The organism is Microbacterium sp. ZKA21, from assembly GCF_050434165.1.
Taxonomy (GTDB): domain Bacteria; phylum Actinomycetota; class Actinomycetes; order Actinomycetales; family Microbacteriaceae; genus Microbacterium.
In genome coordinates this window covers 59,034-79,206 of record NZ_JBNPVV010000008.1, presented here as the reverse complement: position 1 = coordinate 79,206, position 20,173 = coordinate 59,034, and the positions used below count along the sequence as shown (strand labels likewise).

Here is a 20,173-nt window from a genome sequence, read left to right as displayed (position 1 = left end):
GCGGCGAAATGGCGGGGCGATTCGATCCCTGGCTGGAGTCGGCCTCCCTCGACTGGCCTCTCGCGTTCGGCAATCGAGCGTGTTATGTTCATCGCGTGATCAAAGATGACCATGCTTCGGCATTACTCGAGATGCGCGGTGTCGAGAAGAGCTTCGTCGGCGTGCGCGCGCTGCGCGGTGTCGAGCTCGAGGTGCGGCCCGGCGAGGTGCACTGCCTGCTCGGCCAGAACGGCGCAGGCAAGTCGACGCTGATCAAGACGCTGGCAGGGGTCCACAAGCCGGATGCCGGTGAGATCCGCTGGCAGGGTGATGTCGTCGAGATCGAGAACCCGCAGGCCGCGATCTCACTCGGCATCTCGACGATGTACCAGGAGCTCGACGTCGTCGACGGACTCACGGTCGCCGAGAACGTGTTCCTCGGGCATGAGTTCGATCGGTTCGGGTTCACCCGGCGGCGCCAGCTCATCCAGCAGACGCGAGCCCTGCTTCGCCGCCTCGGACACGGTTCGATGTCGCCGCACGCCGAGGTCGGCACGTTGAGCGCCGCCGAGAAGCAGATCGTCAGCATGGCGCGTGCCCTGTCGCACGACACGAAGCTCATCATCATGGACGAGCCCAGCGCGGTGCTCGACTCCGAAGAAGTGCGCAATCTGTTCGCCGTCGTGAGGGAGGTGACGGCCCAGGGCATCGCCGTCGTGTACATCACTCATCGCCTCGAGGAGATCCGCGAGATCGGCGACCGCATCACGGTCCTGAAGGACGGCTCGACGGTCGCGAGCAACCTGCCCGTGGCCGATACCCCCACTGCCGAGCTGATCAAGTACATGACGGGACGGTCCGTGCAGAACGTCTTCCCGCCGGCGGAACCCGTCGCCTCCGATGCGCCGGTGCTGCTCGAGGTCGACGGTCTCGCGCTGGATGGGGTGTTCGAGGACGTGTCGTTCTCGGTGCGCGCGGGAGAGATCATCGGGCTCGCCGGCCTGGTCGGCTCCGGGCGCAGCGAGATCATCGAGACGATCTACGGTGCCCGTCGGGCCTCACGCGGAACCGTCAGGGTCGCAGGGAAGGCGCTCCCGCGCGGATCGGTCGCCGCATCCGTGTCCGCCGGAGTCGGACTCAGCCCGGAGGAGCGCAAATCCCAGGGCCTCGTGCTCGGTGAGCCGATCTTCAAGAACGTGACGCTGTCGTCGTTCGCCCGCTTCGCGAAGGGCCCGTGGCTGGACGAGCGCAGCGAGCGCGGCGTCACGAAGGAGCAGATCGCGGCGCTCGAGCTCCGGCCGGCCGATCCCGATCGCCCGGCGGCGACGCTGTCCGGCGGCAACCAGCAGAAGATCCTGCTCGCACGCTGGCTCGTGCGAGGCAGCTCCGTGCTGCTGCTCGATGAGCCCACGCGCGGTGTCGACATCGGTGCGCGCTCCGAGATCTATGCGCTGATCCGCCGACTCGCGGCATCCGGCCATGCCATCGTCGTCATCTCCAGCGAGATCGACGAAGTCCTCGGCCTGTCGGACTCGGTCCTCGTCATCGGCGACGGTCGTGTCCTCAGCACCGTTCCCGCCTCACAGATCGACGAGCACGGCGTGCTCGACCTCGTCATGAAAGGAGTCGCCGCGTGAGCGTTCAGACCCCCACCTCGCCCGGCAGCGCCCCGGTCGAAACCGAATCGCGGATGCACAGGCTGCTGTCCGGCTCGTTCGGGCGGAACCTCGGACTTGTCCTGGCGCTGGTCGTGCTCATCATCGTCGGTGCCACGACGTCGTCGAACTTCCTGAACTTCGACAATGCGCTCGTGATCCTGCGGCAGGCGTCGATCGTCGGCGTCGTGAGCGTCGGAATGACGTTCGTCATCATCGCCGGTGGCATCGACCTGTCGGTGGGTGCTGTGCTCGCGCTCGCGTCCGTCGTCGCGTCGCTCAAGGCGATCCAGGACATCGCGAGCTCGACGCACTGGATCGTGATCGTCATCGTCGCACTGCTCGTCGGCTTGGGGGCCGGGCTCATCAACGGAGTCGTGATCGCGTACGGCAAGGTCGCGGCGTTCATGGCGACCCTGGCGATGATGGTCGGTGCCCGCGGTCTCGCCGAGATCCTCGCGAACAATCGCACGCTCGTGCTGAGCGACCGCGACTTCGTGAAGGCCATGAACGTCGACCTGATCGGCGTCGACATCCTCATCTGGATCTTCGTCGTCGTCGCCATCGCCGGGTGGTTCCTGCTCAACCGGACGACGTTCGGCCGACGCACGGTCGCGATCGGAGGAAACCCCGAGGCCGCACGTCTTGCCGGCATCAAGGTGAAGCGGCACACTCTGTGGCTGTACGCGCTCGTCGGATTGACGGTGGGGATCGCCGCCATCATGATCCTCGGACGCACGACGGCAGGCACCTCGACGCACGGCACGCTGCTCGAGCTGGATGTGATCGCCGCAGTGGTCGTCGGCGGCACGCTGCTCGTGGGCGGGCGAGGCACGATCACCGGCACCGTGCTCGGTGTGCTGATCTTCGCGACGCTGTCGAACGTGTTCGTGCAGAATAATCTCACCTCCTCCGCGCAGGCTGTCGCGAAGGGCGTGATCATCGTCGTCGCCGTGCTGCTGCAGCAGCGCTTCGCCGTCGGTCGGGTGGGGCGGGCCCGTCCGCGTCCGGGCGAGGGGATGACAGTCGGAGGCGTAAACTTCTCGGTTCCGAAGCAGAAATGAACAGGCGCTGACGTGATCGGTCGATGACCAGGATTCACGGGCGGTGAGGGTGAGAATGGCAGGCAACATCAACACCGCCGGTGTCGGAGAGCTGTTCCAGCTGCTGCGCGACGGCGAACCGCGCACTCGCGCCGAGTTGGCGAAGAGCTCGGGCCTGGCCCGCTCGACGGTCGCCGCCCGTGTGGACGAGCTCATGCGCACGGGGCTCATCACTCCGGTGGCCGATGCGGCATCGACGGGCGGACGGCCCCCATCGCAGTTCGCGCTGAATCCGACGGCGCGGGTCGTGATCGCCGCCGACATCGGGGCGTCGCACACGACCGTCGCCGTGACCGACCTGGCGGGAACCGTGCTCGCCGAGCGCACCGGCAGGCTCGCCGTATCGCTCGGTCCGGAGCCCGTGCTCTCCTGGCTCGCCGAAACGGCCACCGAGCTGATCGCCGAGGCCGGTCTCAGTCACGACCGCGTCGCGGCCGTCGGCGTCGGCGTGCCGGGGCCCGTCGAGCACGCCACCGGGCGGCCGGCCAAGCCGCCGATCATGCCAGGGTGGGACGGCTTCGACGTGCCGGGGTGGGTGCAGCAGCACCTCGAGGTCCCCGTGCTGGTCGACAACGACGTCAACGTGTCGGCGCTCGGGGAGCGCGCTGCAGCCTGGCCGACCACCGACCACCTCATCTTCGTCAAGGTCGCCACCGGCATCGGGGCGGGCATCATCTCCGATGGACGCCTGCTGCGCGGTGCGCAGGGCATCGCCGGTGACTTCGGACACGTGCGCGTCGCACGCGGCGCCGACGTGCCATGCCACTGCGGGAACACCGGATGCCTCGAAGCACTGGCCTCCGGTCCCGCGATCGCCCGCTCGCTCAGCGAGCGCGGTGTCGCGGCGGCCGACGGCGATGACGTCATCGCGCTCGTCAAGGCGGGCAACCTCGAGGCGATTCAGGCCGTGCGCCAGGCGGGTCGCGATCTCGGCGAGGTGCTCACGGCATCCGTCAGTCTGCTCAACCCATCGGTCATCACGATCGGCGGCACGATGGCGCGCGTCGGCGAGCACCTGATCGCCGGGGTCCGCGAGGTCGTGTACCGGCATTCGATGCCGCTCGCGACCGAGCATCTCGCGATCGTGCAGTCGGTCACGGCGGGAGAGGCCGCGGTGCGGGGCGCGAGTCTGCTCGCGGTCGAGCATGCGCTGAGCCCCGAGATCCTGCCCCGGAGCTTCAACCTCGCCGACTGACGACTGTCGCCTGCCTGCACCGGCCCTGCCGGCTTCTGCGCCACTTCTCTGCAGATGCGACACAAAGTTCCTGTCGCGAACTCAGAGAAGTGTCGCAGAACCCCGACGGGCCGGGCGGCGGGGCGGTGAGCGGAGTTACTCGGCGACGCGCGCCGCGATGTCCGTGCGGAAGTGCGCACCCTCGAGCGTGATCCGCCCGATCGCGTCGTAGGCCGCAGCGCGCGCGGTGGCGAAATCGGATGCCGTCGCGACGACGTTCAGCACCCGGCCGCCGGTGGCCAGGAGGTCACCGCCGGGGGCGTCCGGTCCTGCGGTCGCGGCGTGCACGATCCGCACTCCGTCGACGGATGCCGCGTCGGCCAGTCCTTCGATCGGCCGACCGGTCTGCGGTGCCTCCGGGTATCCCTCGCTCGCGAGGACGACGGTGATCGCCACGTCATCCGAGAACTCCGGCTGCGGCTGGTCCTCGAGGGTTCCGGATGCTGCGGCGAACAGCAGCCCGGACAGCGGCGTCACCAGGCGCGGCAGCACGACCTGCGTCTCGGGGTCGCCGAACCGGGCGTTGAACTCGATGACGCGCACGCCGGAGGAGGTGAGGATGAGCCCCGCATACAGCAGCCCGATGAACGGCGTGCCCTCGGCATCCAACTGCCGGATGACCGGAAGGGCGACCTGCTCGGTGACGAGCGAGACGAAGTCCGCTTCGCTGCCGAACTGCTCGGCCAACCAGGGCAGCGGGGTGTACGCGCCCATGCCGCCGGTGTTGGGACCTTCGTCGCCGTCGTACGCGCGCTTGAAGTCCTGCGCCGGGCTCAGAGCGCGCACGGTGTCGCCGTCGCTGAGGAAGAAGAGCGAGACCTCGGGGCCGGAGAGGAACTCCTCCACGAGCACCGGGCCCTCGGGCAGGTAGTGCGCGGCGTGCGCGAGCGCCTCGGCGCGGTCGGAGGTCACGATGACTCCCTTGCCCGCGGCCAGCCCATCGGCCTTCACGACGTGGGGCGCGCCGAACTCGTCGAGCGCGGTTTCGACATCGGCGATCGTCGCCGCGCGCACGGCGCGGCCGGTCGGGACGCCGGCGGCATCCATGATCCGCTTGGAGAACGCCTTCGAGCCCTCGAGCTGCGCGGCAGCCTTGCCGGGGCCGAACACCGGGATGCCGCGCTCGCGCAGCACATCGGCGACACCCGCGACCAGGGGCGCCTCGGGGCCGATCACGACGAGGTCGATCGCGTGCGTGTTCGCGAACGACGTGACCGCGGCGCCGTCGAGCGGATCGAGAGACACGAGGCTCGCATCCTGCGCGATGCCGGCATTGCCGGGGGCGGCGAAGATCTCATGCTCCGCGCTCTCCGCCCGGAGGGCGAGGATGATCGCGTGCTCACGGGCACCGGAACCGAGGACGAGGATCTTCACCCCTCCAGCCTACCGAGCCGGGCCGGCCGCGTTTCGGTCAGACCGTGACCGGTCGCTCGTCGCCGCGATTCCACGGGACGTTCCAGCCGCAGGCCTCGAAGAGCCCATCCAGCACCATGGCGGTGAAGCCCCACACGATCGTGCCGTCGACGTCGAACGCCGGCCCGCTGAAGCGCATGCTGCCGCGTTCGATGACCGACGTGAACCGCGTCTGCGGATCCAGGAGCTGCGCCACCGGGACCCGGAACACTTCGACCGTTTCGGCGTGATCGACGGCGGCGACATCGGAAGGCCGACGCCACCAGCCCAGCACAGGCGTGACCCGATGATTGCTCGCCGCCAAGGGGATCTCGGGCAGCGTCGCGAGCACCTCGACACCGGCCGGATCGAGCCCGGTCTCCTCTTCCGCTTCGCGCAGGGCGGTCGCCGCGGCATCCGCATCGGCGTCCTCGCGCCCGCCACCGGGAAAGGACACCTGGCCGGGGTGGGAGGAGAGCGTGGGCGCTCGCCGCTGCAGCAGGACGTCGAGGTCGCGGGCGACCGCGGCATCCGGAATCGGCGACGGGATGCTGTCGAGCACGCCGAACAGGATGAGCACCGCCGCCTCGCGAGCGGCGTCGGGGTCGGCGAGCCGGGGGAACGGGCCGCCCCAGTCGTGTGCCGCCGTCGCCGCCAGCAGCTGGGCGCGCGCCCCCTCGGGATGCTGCGGATCGGTCATTCTCCGAGCCTACGACGCGGCGCCGACACCTGGTCGTGCGCGGTTAGGCTCGCTGCATGAAGCGCCTGTCGTTCGTCGTCGCCCTCACTGCCGTCGCACTGGGCCTGGCCGGGTGCCAGTCGACCCCGGAGCCGCCGGACGCGGACGCCGTGAGCAGCTGGATGCAGGAGCAGAGCGCATCCGATCGCCCGGACTCGCTCGCCACCATGGCCGGGGCTCCGACGATCGCGTCGTCGTCCCCGTCGGCCGAGGACGCCGAGGGCATCGCGGTCGACTTCGCATCGGCGGTGAACGTCACGGCTGTGGAGTTCTCGTGCTTCGGCGAGGAGAGGATGAGTGTCAGCGTCGAAGTGCGCGGAGCAGCCGAGACGCGCAGCACCGGGGCCGACGACCTCGTCTGCGCGGACAGCCCGCATCTCCTGACCCACGCCCTCGAAGATGCGCTCCGCGTCGATGCGACCAGCACGAGCGAGTACGGGCTCGGTGCGTGGTCGGTCGTGGTCCTCGGCGATGAGCAATGACGCGGACAGCCGCGCGCACCGCTCGGATGCTCGTGGCCGGTGGAGTCCTGGCCGTGGCGCTCGTCGGGTGCGCACCGACTTCCGATCCGCTGCCCACCGGCGCGCCGCTCGACGTGAGCGCCGACGTCGGACCCCGAGCGGACTTCGTGGATGCCGGACCTTCGGGCGTCACGATCGTCGACGGCGACGACTGGAGCCTCCCGGCATCCGTCCGTCCCGCGCAGAACTCCGGATTCTTCTCCGAGGAGACGAGCGAGGTCGACCAGGTCCTCGTGCACGCGGTCGACGTGACGTGGGCGCAACTGCAGCCGACCGAGGGCGGGCCCGTCGAACGTGCGGCGACCGGGGAGGCGCAGGGCATGGACCTCGCTTCCCTGGACGACCAGCTCGCCGAGCCCGGCGACTTCTGGATGCGGCTGTTCGCGAGCGGCGAGACGTGGGCCCCGGACTGGGTCGCCGAGACCTGCGGTGTTTCGACCCATGGTCCTGACGACGACGGCCAGGAGCATCTGCCGATCTGGGACGCCTGCGTGTGGGACCATCTGCTCGACACCTATCGTGCGGTCTTCGTCGACCTCGGCCTCGCCGACGATCCGCGCCTGCGCTTCGTCTATGTGCCAGGCGCGTTCGACTGGGCCGAGTTCGACTACGACATCGTGTCGGATGCCGTGGACGCCGGCGATCTCGACGAGCGGACCTACCTCGACTGGTACGACCACGCCTGGACCGACCTCGTCGACCTGTTCGGCGCGAACGCCGACAAGCTCGTCTTCACCGGCGAGGACTACCCCTGGGGGCCGTTCGGTTCGGCCGACGACCTGCTCGCCGCAGATGCCGTCGAGGACGGTCTCGGCATCCGCAACGGCATCACCGAGGTGTCGAACTTCCACCTGAGCGAAGCGCCCGCTTTCGGCTCCGCCGTGCAGCCGGACGGCCATCTCGTGGTCGACGAATCGCTGCCGATCCACGCCGGGAATCGGATCGTCGCGACCGAGAACGAGTGCTTCGACGCCTGCGGGTACGCGACGAGGGACCCGTACTACGCGGTCCGCCAGGCGAATCTGAAGGCGCTGCAGCTGCGCGTGAACTGGCTGTACGTCGTGCCGGAGGATTCGTATCTCGCCGAGCATCCGGAGCACTGGGACTGGACGCGGCTCTCGCTCGGGGCGACGGCCGAGACCTCGGCCGACGCCTGGGCGGCGTTCCGCGACGCCGAGGACACCTTCTGGTCGGACGAGGACTTCCCGCGCGAATGGGACGCTCAGCCCTGGGTGCGCAACCTCGAACGCTGGCTCGTCCAGGTGGATGAACCGGGTTCGGTCGCCCACCGCACCGACGCCGATGTCCATGCGGGCGAGGTCGAAGCCGAGAACGGCACGGCCCACGAAGGGCTGACGACGAAGACCGCCGCCGGTGACACGGGTTTCGTGCTGGAGGTGGACCCTGGATTCGCGGCATCCACGACCGGTGACACGGTGCTCAAGGTGACCTACCTCGACGCCGGATCCGGCTCGTTCACGATCGACACGGATGCCGGGGCGTCGGCCCAGGTCGACCGCATCGGCAGCGGTGCGTGGCGCACGGCGACCGTCGCGCTGCCGGACGGCGCCGTCTCGGGCGAGGCGGCCCGGCTGCGGATCTCGCTGGCCGACGGAGCGGACGACCTGGTCGTGCGCTTCGTCCGGCTCGTGCGCGACCCCTCGACGTAGCTCGCGAGACTTGTGCTGCGGGGTGAGACCGAACCTGCCAGGGCACGTGTCACCGGGCAGAAGAAGTCTCGCGAATCTAGAGTGGGAACCATGGCGCGGAAGATCGACATCGTGGCGGGGCGGGCGGCGCTCGCCGCCGTCGGTGCCGCGCACGGTACGGGCACGGCCCCCGCCCGCACCGATCTCGCCACCGCGGTGCGGTACCTGCTGCAGCTGCTCGACGAGAAGGCTCCTGGCAACAGCGTCGAGGTGCGCGTGCCGCCGTTCGGCGCGGTGCAGGTCGTGCAGGGGCCGCGGCATACGCGCGGAACGCCGCCGAACGTCGTCGAGATGGACGCCGCCACCTGGATCGCCGTCGCCACCGGGCAAGAGCGCTGGGCGGATGCCGCGGCATCCGGACGGGTGAGCGCTTCCGGCATCCGGGCGGATCTCGCCGACCTGCTGCCGCTGCGGCCGTGAGAACCGCACGCGGGCACGCGCACAGCCGCACGGTGGGAGAATAGAGGCATGAACTCCACCGATTCCCACGAGACCGTCGAGGCGACCGTCCGGCGCGTGCCGCGGTTCGGTGTGTTCATGGGCCTCGGCATCGTCCTCGGCGTCATCGCGGCCGGGATCATCACGATGGTCGGCAGCTACGAGGAGTCCGCGGCGCTGGGCGTCGTCTACCCTCCCGGCCAGGTGTTCGGCTTCGCCCTGCTGTGGACGGTGCCGATCGGCCTCGCACTCGGCGGCGTCACGGCGCTCGTCCTCGAGCGCACCGCGCGGCGCCACGACCGCGTCGTGCGGGTCGACCACGAGACGGTGACCACCGACGACGAGACCGCCTGAGCCTCAGGCGAGTTCGGCGATCACCGGCCGGATCGCGGTGTCGAACGCCACGACATCCCGCCGCAGACCGTCCGTCACCGCGACCGTGAGCGCCCCGATCCACCAGATCCCGCGCTGCGAGAACGGCAGCACCTGCACGTTCAATTCGAACGAGTGCGCGCGGCGCCCGATGTCGCGCTCGAACTCGGCGATCGCGGATGCATACGCCCGATAGGCATCGCCGCCCGTCGAGTTGCGCATGGTGTCCGAGTACCGGCGGTGCGCGTCGCGCGCATACGTCAGCGCCGCCGCTGCGTGCGGCGCGATCGCCGTGCGCAGCTCTTCCGCACCGGCCTGGGGGAGGGCCACCAGGGTGTCGAATCCGTCCACCAGCTCGAGCGGAACGGATGCCGGGTGCGCACGCGGCTCGACCGTCATGTCCCAGTAGGCCCGCCACTGCTCCTCGAGCGCGGGCGTGGCATCCACGGCATCCGGAGCGCGCACCGTCAGGTCGCGCAGCACGGGCAGATCCTCCGGGACGCGGATGCCCAGCTCCTGGCGCAGGGCGAGCGCGACGAGCACCGGGACGCTCGCATCCTCGCGAATGAGCCATTGCGGCTTCTCGGACATAGACCCATCGTAGGAGGACTCGGAGTCCCGGGGCATCCGCGGATTCCCCGGCCCGTCCGCGGCGGTAGTCTTGAGGGGTGGCTGCCTCTCCCACCAATCCCTATGCCGAAGCCGGTGTCGACACCGCTGCCGGTGATCTCGCCGTCGAACTCATGAAGTCGTCCGTGCGCGCGACGCACGGCCCCGAAGTGCTCGGCGGTGTCGGCGGATTCGCCGGCCTCTTCGACGCGTCGGCGCTGCTGAGCTATCGCAAGCCGTTGCTCGCGACGAGCACCGACGGCGTCGGCACGAAGGTCGCGATCGCGCAGGCCATCGACAAGCACGACACGATCGGCCAGGACCTCGTCGGCATGGTCGTCGACGACATCGTCGTGGTGGGCGCGAAGCCGCTCTTCATGACCGACTACATCGCCTGCGGCAAGGTGGTGCCCGAGCGCATCGCGGACATCGTCCGCGGCATCGCCGACGGTGCCAAGGCCACCGGCACCGCGCTCGTCGGCGGCGAGACCGCGGAGCACCCCGGACTCCTCGGCCCCCGCGACTACGACGTCGCAGGTGCCGCCACCGGCATCGTCGAAGCGGATGCCGTGCTGGGCGCTGAGCGCGTCGAGAACGGCGACGTCGTGCTGGCGCTGGGTTCCAGCGGGCTGCACTCCAACGGCTATTCGCTCGTGCGGCACATCGTCGCCGGCGCAGGCATCGGCTACGGCGACAACGCCGCCGACTTCGGCACCACGTGGGGCGAGGTGCTCCTCGAGCCGACCCGCCTGTACACCCTGCCGCTGCTGCGTCTGATCGAGACCATCGGTGGGGCGGTGCACGCGCTCAGCCACGTCACCGGTGGCGGCATCGCCGCCAACCTCGCGCGTGTGCTCCCCGTGGGTAGCTGGGCCGAGGTCGACCGCTCGACCTGGTCGCCGAGCCCCGTCTTCCGCGTGCTCAGCGACATCGCCGGCTCGACGCTGGAGTCGGCGGAGGGCACCTGGAACCTCGGCATCGGCTTCCTCGCGGTCGTCGACGCGGGACAGAAGGATGCCGCGATCAGCGCGCTCGCCGGCGACGGCATCCCGGCCTGGCAGGTCGCGACGGTCTCCACCGGCGCACGCCCGGCCGGAGAATTCGAACAGGGCGCCAAGGGCGTCGACGGCGGAGCTGTGCGCCTGGTCGGCGCATACGCGGACGGAGCGAAGTAACACCCCATGTGCGGCATTGTCGGAATCGTCGGGAACGCCCCGGTCAACCAGGACATCTACGACGCTCTGCTGCTGTTGCAGCACCGGGGGCAGGACGCCACAGGCATCGCCACGGCGGAGTCGACCGGCGTCATGCACATGGCCAAGGCCTCCGGCATGGTGCGCGAGGCGTTCCGCACGCGTGACATGCGGTCCCTCCTCGGCAACGTCGGCCTCGGCCACGTCCGCTATGCCACGAAGGGCACCGCCTCGAGCGAGGAGGAGGCTCAGCCGTTCTACGTGAACGCGCCGTACGGCATCATCCTCATCCACAACGGCAACCTCACCAACACGCGCGAGCTCACCGCCGACATGGCGCACCGCTACCGTCGCCACCTGAACTCCTCGAGCGACACCGAGCTCCTGCTGAACGTGCTCGCAGGCGAACTGCAGGAGACCACGTCGCTGGTCGATCTCGACCCCGAGCGCATCTTCGAAGCCGTCGCCCGCACGCACGAGCGCATCGAGGGCGCCTATGCCGTGATCGCCGTGATCGCCGGATACGGTCTGCTGGCGTTCCGCGATCCCTTCGGCATCCGTCCTCTCATCCTGGGCAAGCGCCCGTCGACGGTCCCCGGTGCCGAGGGACGAGACGAGTGGGTCGTCGCGAGCGAATCGCTCGTGCTCGAGAACGGCGACTACGAGGTCGTCCGCGACGTCGAACCCGGTGAGGCCGTGTTCATCACGAGCGAGGGCGAGCTCTTCACACGCCAGTGCGCCCCCGCGACCCAGCTCGCCCCGTGCGCGTTCGAATACGTCTACCTCGCCCGACCCGACTCGATCATGAACGGCATCTCGGTGTACGAGTCGCGTCTGCGCATGGGGGACAAGCTCGCCGACACCATCGCCAAGCACGTCCCGCTCGACGAGATCGACGTCGTCATGCCGATCCCGGACTCTTCGCGCCCGGCGGCCATGGAGGTCGCCCGCAAACTCGGCATCGAGTACCGCGAGGGGTTCTACAAGAACCGCTACGTCGGCCGCACCTTCATCATGCCCGGCCAGGCGGTGCGAAAGAAGAGCGTCCGGCAGAAGCTGAACGCGATGTCGACCGAGTTCCAGGGCAAGAACGTCCTGCTCATCGACGACTCGATCGTCCGGGGCACCACCAGCAAGCAGATCATCCAGATGGCACGGGATGCCGGTGCGCTGTCGGTGACCTTCGCGTCCGCGGCTCCGCCCATCCGGCATCCGCACGTCTACGGCATCAACATGCCGTCGCGTCATGAACTGGTCGCGTACGGACGCACGATCCCCGAGATCGCCGAGGCGCTGGGCTGCGACCACCTGGTCTACCAGGAGGTCGAGGACCTCAAGGCGGCGATCACCGAGGGTTCGGCGCTGACCGAGCTCGACCTCAGCCCGTTCGATGGCCAGTACGTCACGGGAACCGTCTCGGACGAGTACCTCAGCTGGGTGGAAAGCACGCAGACGTCGTGAATCCCGGTGTGAGTGCACGTCCGCTCTGGCGCGGACGGGCGCTCGCCGTCCTCGGCATCGTGCTGTGCGCCTTCTCGCTGCGCTCCGCGGTCGCCTCGTTGTCTCCGCTGATCGACCTGATCGCGGCGGACTTCCCGCTGTCGTCGACCGTGGTCGGGCTCATCGGCACGGCGCCGCCGGTGTGCTTCGCGATCTTCGGACTGGCCACGCCGTCGCTGGAACGACGTCTCGGGCTGGAGCGCGTCATGCTCATCGCGCTCTCCGCGATCACCGTCGGCCTCCTGCTGCGCGCGCTGTCTGTCGACGCGGTGACGCTGATGCTGACGACCGCGCTGATCTTCGCGGGCGTCGGCATGGGCAACATCCTCGTTCCGCCGCTGGTGAAGAAGTACTTCCCCGATCTGCTCGGGCTCATGATGACGCTCTACACGACCGTGATGTCCGTGTCGACGTTCGTGCCTCCGCTGATCGCGGTTCCCGTCGCGGATGCCGCGAGCTGGCGGCTCTCGCTCGGGCTGTGGAGCGTGTTCGCGCTCGCCGGTCTCATCCCCTGGATCGTCATGCTCGTGCGTGCCCGCACGGTGGTGCCGGATGCCGTGCCGGATGCCGTGTCGGCTCCGTCGACGGCGGATGCCGACGGACGACTCGACCCTGTCGCGCTCGCCACCGGCCCGATTCAGATCGCTCCGACCGGTGCGCGCGTGTTCGCACGGCTCGCACGGCTGCCGCTCGCCTGGTCGATCGCGATCGTGTTCGGCACCTCGTCGACCATGGCGTACGTCTCGTTCGCCTGGCTGCCGAGCATCGTGACGGGTGTCGCCGGCGTGGATGCCACGACCGCGGGGCTGCTGCTCTCGCTGTTCGCCTTCATGGGGCTGCCATCGTCGCTGCTTGTGCCGGTGCTCGTGGTGCGGTTCCAGGCGACCAGGGCGATCTTCCTCGTCGCCGCGGTGAGCGGCCTCATCGGCCTCGCCGGGCTGCTGCTCTTCGCGAACGCGGTGACCGTGTGGATCTGGGTCGCGCTGTTCGGGCTGCTGCCGATGATGTTCCCGCTGGCGCTCGTGCTCATCAGCATCCGCGCCCGCACGTCCGAGAGCGCGGTCGGGCTGAGCAGCTTCGTGCAGAGCATCGGGTACCTCCTGGCTGCCGCGTTCCCGTTCCTCGTCGGTACGCTGCACGATGCGACGGATGCCTGGACGGCGCCGCTCCTCCTGCTGGCGGCCGTGGTGGTGGTCGTGATCCCGTTCGGCCTCATCGCGGCACGTCGCCGTACGGTCGAGGACGAGTGGGAGCTGAGGCACGGTCGCTGGTGAGCAGCGGGGTGCGTCCACGGATGGCGTGCCTGGCCGCGGGGTCATTGATAGGTTCGAGTTCGACCTGCGACACGAAACGGATGCCATGCCTCTCACCGTCACTCCGCTCACTCTCGGTACCTCCGGCCTCGGCCGCGGAACGGAACCGGGCTCGCCCGAGGAGGAGCAGGCGATCGCGACCGCGATCGATCTGCTCACCAGCAGCCACGGCTTCGTCGACACGTCCAACAACTACGCGGGTGGACGGTCGGAGGCCGTTCTCGGACTCGCCATCGATCGGATCGGTGCGGGTTCGGCGGGGAAGGTCATCTCCAAGGTCGACTGCGAGCCCGACACGGGAGTGTTCGATCGCGACCGGGTGCTGCGTTCCTTCGACGAGACGACGGCGCGACTCGGTGTGCAGCGACTGCCGTTGCTGCACCTGCACGATCCGTACACGGTGACTTTTGACGAGGCGATGGGGCCGCAGGGAGCCGTCGCCGGCTTGATCGAGCTGCGCGACTCCGGACGCGTGGATGCCATCGGTGTGGCCGCGGCGCCCGTGCCGCTCATGGCGCGCTACGTCGCAACCGGTGTCTTCGACGCCGTGCTGATACACAACCGCTTCACCCTGGTCGATCAGTCGGCGGCGACGGTGTTCGCCGACGCGCGGCAGCGGGGAATGGTGGTCTTCAACGCCGCTCCTTTCGGATCCGGTCTGCTGGTGACCGGTGCACGAGGCAGCGCGCTGTACAACTACAGCCCCGCGCCGGCCGACCTGCTCGCCTGGGTGGAGCGGCTGGAGGGCGTGTGCGCCGCGCACGCGGTCCCACTGGCCGCGGTCGCCCTGCAGTACTCGCTGCGTTCGCCTCTCGTGGATTCGACCGTCGTCGGGGTCGCGAGGCCGGGGCGGCGTGCGCAGTCCGACGAGCTCGTCGACACGCCCATCCCCGACGCGCTCTGGGCTGAAGTGGACGCGCTCGGACCCGCACCGTCTCCGATCGACGACAGCCGCTACGCCTGAGCCGCGGCTCAGCCGGCGATCACGGGAACCGCGGGAGGCGACGCCTCTCGCGGTTCCTTTCGCATCTTCCGACCCGCGGATCGGCCTGCGGAGCACGCGAATTGACTATTTGTTCCGCAGCGGTACATAATGGCGGAGCCGGTCTTGGGCGCATCACCGCGAGTGTGATTCCGCGCATCGGCGATCACATCGAGGGAGATTCAGAGAATGCAACGCAGCAAGCTGGTCGCAATCACGGCATCCGTCGCCGTCGCCGCTCTCGCCCTGACGGGCTGCGCAGGCGGAAGCGGGTCGGATGACACGGCCGACGGTCCGATCACGCTCGAGTACTGGGCATGGGGAACCACCCAGAAGCCGCTCGTCGATGCCTGGAACGAGGCGCACCCCGACATTCAGGTCAAGCACACCGACGCCGGTGGCGGCGGCGACTCGTCGGCCAAGCTCGTCACCGCTCAGCGTGCGAACAACGCCCCGGACGTCGCGCTGGTCGAGTACAACACGCTGCCGGCGATGATCGTCGCCGGCGTCGCCGCCGACATCAGCGAGTACACCGGCGACCTCGCCGAGGAGTACGCACCGGGTGTGTGGAGCCAGGCGACGTTCGACGGGACCAGCTACGGCGTCCCGCAGGATGCCGGCCCCCAGGCGCTGACCTACAACCAGGCGCGCTTCGCCGAACTCGGCATCGAGGTCCCGACGACATGGGCGGAGTTCGCCACCGCGGCAGAGCAGGTGCGTGCTGCCGACCCAGACGCCTACATCACGACCTTCGCACCGGCCGAGTTCGGCGGCTTCGCCGGCTTCGCGCAGCAGGCCGGCGCCGAATGGTGGACCGTCGACGGCGATCAGTGGACCGTCGACTTCGATGACGAGGCCTCCGTCGCCGTCGCCGACTACTGGCAGGACCTCATCGACCGCGACCTCGTGCTGGCTGAGCCGCTGCTCACGCCCGAGTGGAACGCGCGCCTGAACGAGGGCAACGTCCTCTCCTGGCCCGCCGGACTCTGGGCCGCAGGCGTCATCAACGGCGTCGCGTCCGACATGGCCGGCCAGTGGGCGATGGCTCCGCTGCCGCAGTGGACCGAGGGCGACAGCGCCGTCGCGTTCCAGGGCGGATCCGCGGCCGTCGTGACCACCTCGTCCGAGCACGCCGAAGCAGCGGCGGAGTTCGCCGCTTGGATCGGCACGTCCGAGGAGGCGGCGCAGATCCAGATCGAGGAGGGTCAGTACCCGGCCTCGCTCGCCGGGCAGCAGCTCACGCTGGATGCCGACGCGCCCGCGCTGATGCCGCAGCAGGACGACTACTGGGAGATCGCAGCCCAGATCGCCGAGGACACCATCCCGGAGATCAGTTGGGGCCCGAACGTCAACGTGGCCTCCAGCGCCTTCCAGGACGCGATGTCGGCCGCCGTGACGAACGGGACGCCGTTGTCCGGGGCGCTGACCGAGACGGAGAAGGTCGTCGTCGACGACATGAAGACGTCCGGATTCGACGTCACCGCGGAGTGATCGTGCGGGTGCCGGCGGTCATGCCGCCGGCACCCCGCCCCCGAAGGAGCCCGAAAATGAGTGTTGCCGCAGACGTCCGAACCCCTGCGCGGCGGAAGACCCCTCGATCGAGATGGGTCGTACCCTATGTCTTCCTGCTGCCGGCAGGTATCCTCTTCCTCGCCTTCCTGGCGATCCCGATCGGATACGCGATCATCCTCAGCTTCCGCGGGATGCGCGTCAGCGGTGAGGGCCCGTTCGGGGTCCGCGCCGAGACCTGGGTCGGATTCGAGAACTACATCCGCACGTTCACCGATCCCGAGTTCCTCGCCGGATTCGGACGACTCGCGATCTACGGCCTCATCGCCGTCCCGCTGACCCTCGGCCTCGCGCTGCTGTTCGCGCTGCTGCTGGATCTGCCCCGGGTGCGTGCGGCGAAGTTCTCGCGCATCGCGATCTTCCTCCCGTACGCGGTTCCCGGCGTCATCGCGTCGCTGCTGTGGGGCTTCCTCTACCTGCCCTCCACCAGCCCGCTGAACTGGATCCTCAATCAGTTCGGGCTGCCGGACGTCGTGGTGCTCTCCGGAGCCAGCCTGTACCCGTCCGTCGCGAACATCGCGATCTGGGGCGCCATCGGCTTCAACATGATCATCATCTACACGTCGCTGCGCGGCATCCCGACCGAGGTCTACGAGGCCGCACGCATCGACGGCGCCTCGGAGTGGAACATCGCCTGGCGCATCAAGGTGCCCCTGGTGGCGCCGGCGCTCGTGCTGACCGGTCTCTTCTCCCTGATCGGGACGCTCCAGGTGTACGGCGAGCCGACGACGCTGCGCCCCATGACCAACGAGATCTCCCAGACCTGGGTGCCGCTCATGAAGATCTACCGTGACGCGTTCACGCGGGATGACCTGTCGCTCGCCGCGGCGTCGTCGGTCGTCCTCGCGCTCGGCACGCTCGTCATCTCCGTCATCCTGCTGCGTGTGACGCAGCGTCGAGCATTCGGATGGAACGAATGAACACCACAACGGCACCGCCCGCCACCGCGTCCCGCCCGGCCACCGGCGCACGCATCGCTCGCGACTCCCGCATCGGACGGCGCGGGGCGAAGCAGCGCCCCGTCATCGCCAGCGCCGTCCTGATCCTCGGCGCGCTCTACTGCCTGGTCCCGGTCCTGTGGGTCGTGATCGCGTCGACGAAGTCCAACACCGAGCTCTTCACGACGTTCACCTTCATCCCGGGGACGAGCCTGCTCGACAACCTCGGTGACCTGTTCGCCTACGGTGGTGGGCAGTTCGGGATGTGGGCGTACAACAGCGCCATCTACGCCATCGGCGGGGCCGTGCTCTCCACGCTCGTCTCGACGATGGCCGGCTACGCGCTGGCGAAGTACGACTTCCCGGGGCGCCAGATCTGGTTCTACGCGATCCTCGCCGGCGTGCTGCTGCCGGGCATCACCCTCGCGATCCCGCAGTACCTGCTCATGTCCCAGATGGGACTCGCCGGCACTTACTGGTCCGTGCTGCTGCCATCGCTGATCTCGCCGTTCGGGATCTTCCTCGCGAGAGTGTACGCGTCCTCCGCTGTCCCGTCGGAGACCATCGAGGCCGCGCGGATCGACGGCGCCAACGACTACCGCATCTTCACCTCGATCGCACTGCCGATGATGGTGCCTGGCATGGTCACGATCTTCCTGCTGCAGTTCGTCGGCATCTGGAACAACTTCCTGCTGCCGTTCATCATGCTCTCGGACGAGCGGATGTACCCGCTCACCGTGGGCCTCTACACATTGCTCTCGAAGGGCTCGGGCACGCCGTCGCTGTACAGCCTCGCGATCATCGGAGCGGCGGTCTCGATCATCCCGCTGATCATCATGATGCTCGTCCTGCAGCGCTACTGGCGCCTCGACCTCGTGAGCGGAGGGCTCAAGGGATGAGCACCGCATTCGCACCCCGCAGCTTCCTCTTCGGCGGGGACTACAACCCCGAGCAGTGGTCCAGGGAGGTCTGGCTCGACGACATCTCGCTGATGAAGCGCGCACGGGTGAACACCGTCACTCTCGGTGTCTTCTCCTGGGCGATGCTCGAACCCCGCGAGGGAGAGTACGACGCCGGCTGGCTCGATCAGATCATCCAGTTGCTCGACGAAGCCGGCATCGGCTTCTTCCTGGCGACCCCGACGGCATCACCGCCGCCGTGGTTCAGCCTCGCGCATCCCGATGCGCTGCCCGTGCGGCCCGACGGCGTCCGGCTGCGCCACGGATCGCGCGACACCTACGCCGTGAGCGCCCCCGCCTACCGCGAGGCATCCCGCCGGATCGCACGCTTCCTCGCCGACCGGTACGGCGCGCATCCCGGCCTGCGCGGCTGGCATCTGCACAACGAGTACGGCACGCTCGACTACGGTCCGCATGCGGCAGCGGCCTTCCGCCGCTGGCTGCAGGCTCGGTACGGCTCGCTCGAGGCGTTGAACGCGGCGTGGTACACGGCCTTCTGGTCGCAGCGCTACGGATCGTGGGACGAGATCGAGCCGCCGATGGCGACCCAGTATCTGCACAATCCGACCCAGGTGGTCGATTTCCGACGCTTCTCCTCGGATGAGATGCTGGCCGCCTTCGAGGAGCAGAAGCACGAGATCCGCGCGTCGGGTTCGCCGGCGCCGGTCACCACGAACTTCATGCTGCCCACCTGGAACCACCTCGAGCAGTGGTCCTGGAGCGACGCGCAGGACATCGTGTCGATCGATCACTATCTCGACACGGTGGGCCCGGATGCCGAGGCGCACGTCGCGTACGGCTCTGACCTCACCCGATCCTGGGCCGGCGGGCCGTGGGTCCTGATGGAGCAGAACGCGACCGGCATCCGCGTCGGCAATCGCACGTTCGCGAAGGCCCCGGATCGGATGATCCGCAACTCCCTGGGCTACATCGCCCGAGGGGCGCAGAGCTCGCTGTTCTTCCAGTGGCGGGCCGCAGCGGGTGGGTCTGAGCAGTGGCACGGCGCGCTCGTGCCGCACGGCGGCGGGACGAGTCGCGGGTTCGACACCGTGGTGCAGCTCGGCGCCGCCCTCGAATCCATCGCCGAGGTCACCCAGCCGCCGGCGTCGGGCCCCCTCGTCGACGCGCAGGTGGGGATCGTGTGGGATGCCGAGGGCTGGTGGGCGCTGGAGACCCCGCACCTGCCGAACGAGTCGATGAACTACTCCGACGAAGCGCGGGCCACGCACCGGTCCTTCTGGCGCGCCGGGATCCCGACCGACTTCGTACGCCCCGGTGCGGACATCTCGCAGTATCGACTGCTCGTGGTCCCCACCCTCTACGCCATGGACTCCGTGGTCGCCGACTGGCTGCGTGCCTACGTCGACGCCGGCGGTCGACTGCTGGTCTCCTATCTCACGGGTGTCGCGGACGAGAACCAGCATGTGCTCGGCGGTGGATATCCCGGCGTGCTGCGCGAGCTGCTCGGCATCCGTGTCGATGAGATCCTGCCGCTCGCGCCAGGGGAGAAGCTCGCCCTGAGCGACGGCCTGACGGCAGAGGAGTGGACCGAACGCGTCGAGGCGACCGGCGCAGCGGTCGTGCACCGCTACGCCGAAGGCCCGCTGGCCGGTGCGCCCGCGGTCACCGAATCCGCGGTCGGCGACGGCGTCGCCGTGTACCTCTCGGCCCGCCTGGACCAGACCTCACGGGACGCGTTCCTCACGGCGCAGGCCGCAGCAGTGGGCGCCGGTCCGACGCTGGCGGGTTCCGCAGAACTCGGCGTGGAAGCGGTTCGGCGCCGCGGAGCGGAGGCCGACTACCTCTTCCTCCTGCACCACGGCAGCGAGCCGGTCCGCGTGCGCGGTGGCGGAACGGATCTGCTCACGGCGAGCGATCTGGCCGAAGGCCTCGTGATCGCCCCAGGTGGAGTCGCCGTCGTGCGCGAGGATCAGGCGGCGAGCGTCGTCATAGAATCCGTGGCGTGAC

18 protein-coding genes are annotated in these 20,173 nt (G+C 69.1%); 15 read left to right on the top strand and 3 right to left on the bottom strand.

Translation table 11 applies throughout. From position 1 onward, the window contains the following. Positions 1-131 precede the first annotated feature (131 nt). The 3 genes from M2317_RS15615 to M2317_RS15605 are packed head-to-tail and all read left to right on the top strand — an operon-like array spanning position 132 to position 3,932. Positions 132-1,616 (top strand): sugar ABC transporter ATP-binding protein, encoded by a 1,485-nt coding sequence (locus M2317_RS15615; RefSeq protein WP_429461964.1) that lies wholly within the window; start codon positions 132-134, stop codon positions 1,614-1,616. 53 nt (positions 1,617-1,669) lie between these two features. Further along, positions 1,670-2,698 carry an ABC transporter permease gene (locus M2317_RS15610; protein ID WP_429461962.1) on the top strand — a complete coding sequence of 343 codons (1,029 nt, stop codon included), beginning with the start codon at positions 1,670-1,672 and terminating at the stop codon, positions 2,696-2,698. 55 nt (positions 2,699-2,753) lie between these two features. Beyond that, entirely contained in the window at positions 2,754-3,932 is a 1,179-nt protein-coding gene (locus tag M2317_RS15605) for an ROK family transcriptional regulator (RefSeq protein ID WP_429461709.1), read from the top strand. A gap of 135 nt (positions 3,933-4,067) precedes the next feature. Here the strand turns inward: M2317_RS15605 and purD are convergent, their stop codons facing one another. After that, complete coding sequence (purD, locus tag M2317_RS15600) at positions 4,068-5,345, bottom strand: phosphoribosylamine--glycine ligase (RefSeq protein WP_429461707.1); 1,278 nt, start codon at positions 5,343-5,345, stop codon at positions 4,068-4,070. A gap of 37 nt (positions 5,346-5,382) precedes the next feature. Beyond that, the gene (locus M2317_RS15595; protein ID WP_429461705.1) at positions 5,383-6,063 is read right to left on the bottom strand and encodes an NUDIX hydrolase; all 681 of its coding nucleotides are present in this window, start codon (positions 6,061-6,063) and stop codon (positions 5,383-5,385) included. Positions 6,064-6,119: 56 nt separating this feature from the next. On the opposite strand from M2317_RS15595, the gene M2317_RS15590 reads away from it, so the two are divergent. The 4 genes from M2317_RS15590 to M2317_RS15575 all read left to right on the top strand — a co-directional run bounded on the left by M2317_RS15590 (position 6,120) and on the right by M2317_RS15575 (position 9,124). Continuing rightward, positions 6,120-6,584: a hypothetical protein gene (locus M2317_RS15590; RefSeq protein ID WP_429461703.1), complete on the top strand. Its 465-nt coding sequence runs from the start codon at positions 6,120-6,122 to the stop codon at positions 6,582-6,584. Continuing rightward, a complete protein-coding gene (locus M2317_RS15585; RefSeq protein ID WP_429461702.1) occupies positions 6,581-8,293 on the top strand; it encodes a hypothetical protein in 1,713 nt (570 codons plus the stop codon). Before M2317_RS15590 ends, M2317_RS15585 begins: the two co-directional genes overlap by 4 nt. A 90-nt stretch (positions 8,294-8,383) precedes the next feature. Next, a complete protein-coding gene (locus M2317_RS15580) occupies positions 8,384-8,752 on the top strand; it encodes a sterol carrier family protein (protein ID WP_429461700.1) in 369 nt (122 codons plus the stop codon). A 48-nt stretch (positions 8,753-8,800) separates the two neighbouring features. Further along, positions 8,801-9,124 carry a potassium transporter Trk gene (locus tag M2317_RS15575; RefSeq protein ID WP_429461699.1) on the top strand — a complete coding sequence of 108 codons (324 nt, stop codon included), beginning with the start codon at positions 8,801-8,803 and terminating at the stop codon, positions 9,122-9,124. Between the two features lie 3 nt (positions 9,125-9,127). Here the strand turns inward: M2317_RS15575 and M2317_RS15570 are convergent, their stop codons facing one another. Then, positions 9,128-9,733: a zinc-binding alcohol dehydrogenase gene (locus M2317_RS15570; RefSeq protein WP_429461698.1), complete on the bottom strand. Its 606-nt coding sequence runs from the start codon at positions 9,731-9,733 to the stop codon at positions 9,128-9,130. Positions 9,734-9,810: 77 nt separating this feature from the next. On the opposite strand from M2317_RS15570, the gene purM reads away from it, so the two are divergent. The 8 genes from purM (at position 9,811) to M2317_RS15530 (ending at position 20,172) form a co-directional block, all read left to right on the top strand. Beyond that, the gene (gene purM, locus M2317_RS15565; protein ID WP_429461696.1) at positions 9,811-10,926 is read left to right on the top strand and encodes a phosphoribosylformylglycinamidine cyclo-ligase; all 1,116 of its coding nucleotides are present in this window, start codon (positions 9,811-9,813) and stop codon (positions 10,924-10,926) included. Positions 10,927-10,932: 6 nt separating this feature from the next. After that, a complete protein-coding gene (purF, locus tag M2317_RS15560; RefSeq protein WP_429461694.1) occupies positions 10,933-12,405 on the top strand; it encodes an amidophosphoribosyltransferase in 1,473 nt (490 codons plus the stop codon). Between the two features lie 8 nt (positions 12,406-12,413). Continuing rightward, entirely contained in the window at positions 12,414-13,718 is a 1,305-nt protein-coding gene (locus tag M2317_RS15555; protein WP_429461693.1) for an MFS transporter, read from the top strand. A gap of 85 nt (positions 13,719-13,803) precedes the next feature. Further along, on the top strand, positions 13,804-14,721 hold the full coding sequence (locus tag M2317_RS15550) for an aldo/keto reductase (protein ID WP_429461691.1): 918 nt from the start codon (positions 13,804-13,806) through the stop codon (positions 14,719-14,721). Positions 14,722-14,928: 207 nt separating this feature from the next. After that, positions 14,929-16,230, top strand: coding sequence for an ABC transporter substrate-binding protein (locus M2317_RS15545; protein WP_429461689.1), 1,302 nt, complete (start codon positions 14,929-14,931; stop codon positions 16,228-16,230). 56 nt (positions 16,231-16,286) lie between these two features. After that, on the top strand, positions 16,287-17,228 hold the full coding sequence (locus M2317_RS15540) for a carbohydrate ABC transporter permease (protein ID WP_406247160.1): 942 nt from the start codon (positions 16,287-16,289) through the stop codon (positions 17,226-17,228). Further along, complete coding sequence (locus M2317_RS15535) at positions 17,225-18,145, top strand: carbohydrate ABC transporter permease (RefSeq protein WP_429461688.1); 921 nt, start codon at positions 17,225-17,227, stop codon at positions 18,143-18,145. The genes M2317_RS15540 and M2317_RS15535 overlap by 4 nt, the downstream gene beginning before the upstream one ends. Next, entirely contained in the window at positions 18,142-20,172 is a 2,031-nt protein-coding gene (locus tag M2317_RS15530) for a beta-galactosidase (RefSeq protein ID WP_429461686.1), read from the top strand. The genes M2317_RS15535 and M2317_RS15530 overlap by 4 nt, the downstream gene beginning before the upstream one ends. Position 20,173 lies beyond the last annotated feature (1 nt).